The following is a 2156-nucleotide window of genomic DNA, read 5'->3' on the forward strand; positions in this document are numbered from 1 at the left end:
CGCGCCGGTGCGGGTTCCCCTTGCGGGGAGGTACGGCGAGGCCTGTTGGGCGACGGAACGTCGATCAGAATCGGGAGCGGAACCTGTCGGCACCGCTTCCCTCCAGCCGGGCGGCGGAAGCACTGCGGTTCATCAGCGCGCTGGCCAACACCGCAGCCGGGCCAGTGACTGTAGGACCACCCAGCCCGGTCGACCAGTCGATGTCGGTCGCCAGCAGGTGCAATCCTTCCCTCTTGGCCGCGTCGACCGCACGCTTGCCCTGGGTGAGGTCGTCAAGGACTCGACGGCCACCTTCGACGGTGGCTTCGGCAGGAAGGTCCAGGGGCGCGCGAATGTCCTGTGCATGCAAGAACAGGTGGCTCAAGGGCGCGGTCTCTCCTGCGCCGGGCACGTTGAACCCGCTCGCCGTGGTGGCGGCGACCGCGTCGACCAGCTGGTGGCCGGTGCGGCTGTCGGCGCGAGCCCACCGATCGGCGAACCGGTCGAACCTAAACCGCGCCCGAAGCAGTCCGACCACAAAGCCTCGGAAGCTCAACTCGTAGGGCATCAGCAGGTGCGCAGTCACGTCCCTCACCGACCAGCCGTCACACAGGCTGGGGCTCGCCCACTCTGCGTCCGTCAGGCCGCGGAGCTGGCCAACCAGCAAGTCGCGCTCGGCGGCGTACACGGACTCGATGTCCGTCATGCAGACTCCACCGGCAGGGCCTGGGTGAGCCGGAAGGAGTTGCCCGACGGGTCTCGGAAGCCGGCGTCGACCCCGTACGGCCGCTCCTCGGGCTCCTCGGTGAACTCCACGCCAAGGGCAGTGAGCTCCTCGTAGGACTTCTGGCAGTCGCCGGTGGTCAGGAAGAGCGTCTGGGCGAAGCCCTTGGCCATCAGGCCCCGGATCTCCTCCCGGGTGACCTCGTCGATGATCGGCGGACCCGGGATCGCCATGAGGACGATCTCGGTCTCCTGTCCGGGCACCCCCACGGTGAGCCATCGGAAGTTGCCCATCTCTGGCACGGTGACGTCCTGGCGCAGTTCCATGCCGAGCTTGTCGGTGTAGAACGCGAGCGCCTCGTCCTGGTCGTGCACCCATACCTGCGCGCCGCTGAGCTTGATCATCGGGTCTCCTTCGCTTCGGATCTGGTGGGAGAGACGCTAGAGATCACCGGGCGGCCTCGTCTTCTCGAATCGTGCTCTCCTTGTGCTCCGGCACGTGGGCGGGCCGGCCGTAGAACCGCACCACACAGCTCGGCAGCACCGCCCTCGAGTTCGCGGGAGGGAAGGCGACGCGGTACACCGTCGGAGTACTGCCGAACATCCGCTTGAAGCTGGCGGTGAACGACCCCACGCTGGTCAGCCCCACCTCGACGCAGATGTCGGCAACGCGGTGGTCGGTGTTCCGCAACAGTGCCGCAGCCCGCTCCAATCGCCGGGTGAGTAGGTATACGTGCGGTGGTTGTCCGAAGGCCGAGCGAAACGCCCGGCTGAAGTGCGCCCGGCTCAGCCCGGCGGCGTCCGCCATCGCCGCCACGTCGATCGGGTCGTCGTAGTGGCGATCGGCCAAGTCCTTGCCGCGCAACAGATAGCGCTCTATCGGAAGTTGCCCCACGACCCCGAGTATGCCGATCAGACCCGCCTGCGCGGCGCGGCCATGCCTACCGACAACACCAACACGAGACGGCCGCCCATGTTCGACCTTGCACGTTCCCCCCAGCGTAGAACTGGGCATCTGGTCGGAGGGGCCGGTCACCACGATCCGAGCTCGCGGCGGACAATCTTCGTTTGCGGATCCCGTTGTGGTCACGCGGACGGTGACCAGTACGGGATGAGCATCAACCGGCGGCCGATCTCTCGATGAGGTCGAGGTCGCGCACACAGAACTGATGGTGCGCGAACTCCTCGCCGAGCACCGTGCCCAGGCATTGCCGAAGCGATCGTCCGCGTGCGTACGGCGGCCACATGTCGTTGTCGGGGATCGGTGCCGGCTCCTGGAGCTGCTCGGCGGTGACGGCGTCCAGCCAGCGCTCGAGCTCGGCCGCCTGTTCATCACGGATCGCCAGCACCTCGTCGAGCGTCGGGTCCGCCGACGGGTCGAGACCCTGCTCCTCGCGGCCGAGCACAGACTCGATGCCCAGCCCCATCGGAGTGAACAGATCGGTCGACCCGAG

Annotated in this window: 4 protein-coding genes; all 4 read right to left on the minus strand. The window is 67.6% G+C overall.

The window, feature by feature from the left end:
- Nucleotides 1–64: 64 nt before the first annotated feature.
- A complete protein-coding gene (locus RMO85_RS17040; RefSeq protein ID WP_310529912.1) occupies nucleotides 65–685 on the minus strand; it encodes a maleylpyruvate isomerase family mycothiol-dependent enzyme in 621 nt (206 codons plus the stop codon).
- Nucleotides 682–1107, minus strand: a complete 426-nt coding sequence (locus RMO85_RS17045; protein ID WP_310529913.1) for a VOC family protein — start codon at nucleotides 1105–1107, stop codon at nucleotides 682–684. Before RMO85_RS17045 ends, RMO85_RS17040 begins: the two co-directional genes overlap by 4 nt.
- Nucleotides 1108–1150: 43 nt before the next feature.
- Entirely contained in the window at nucleotides 1151–1597 is a 447-nt protein-coding gene (locus RMO85_RS17050; RefSeq protein ID WP_310529914.1) for an AraC family transcriptional regulator, read from the minus strand.
- Between the two features lie 223 nt (nucleotides 1598–1820).
- On the minus strand, nucleotides 1821–2156 hold a 336-nt coding region (locus RMO85_RS17055; RefSeq protein WP_310529915.1), incomplete at its 5' end, for a DinB family protein.

The organism is Nocardioides sp., from assembly GCF_031422975.1.
Taxonomy (GTDB): Bacteria; Actinomycetota; Actinomycetes; order Propionibacteriales; family Nocardioidaceae; genus Nocardioides.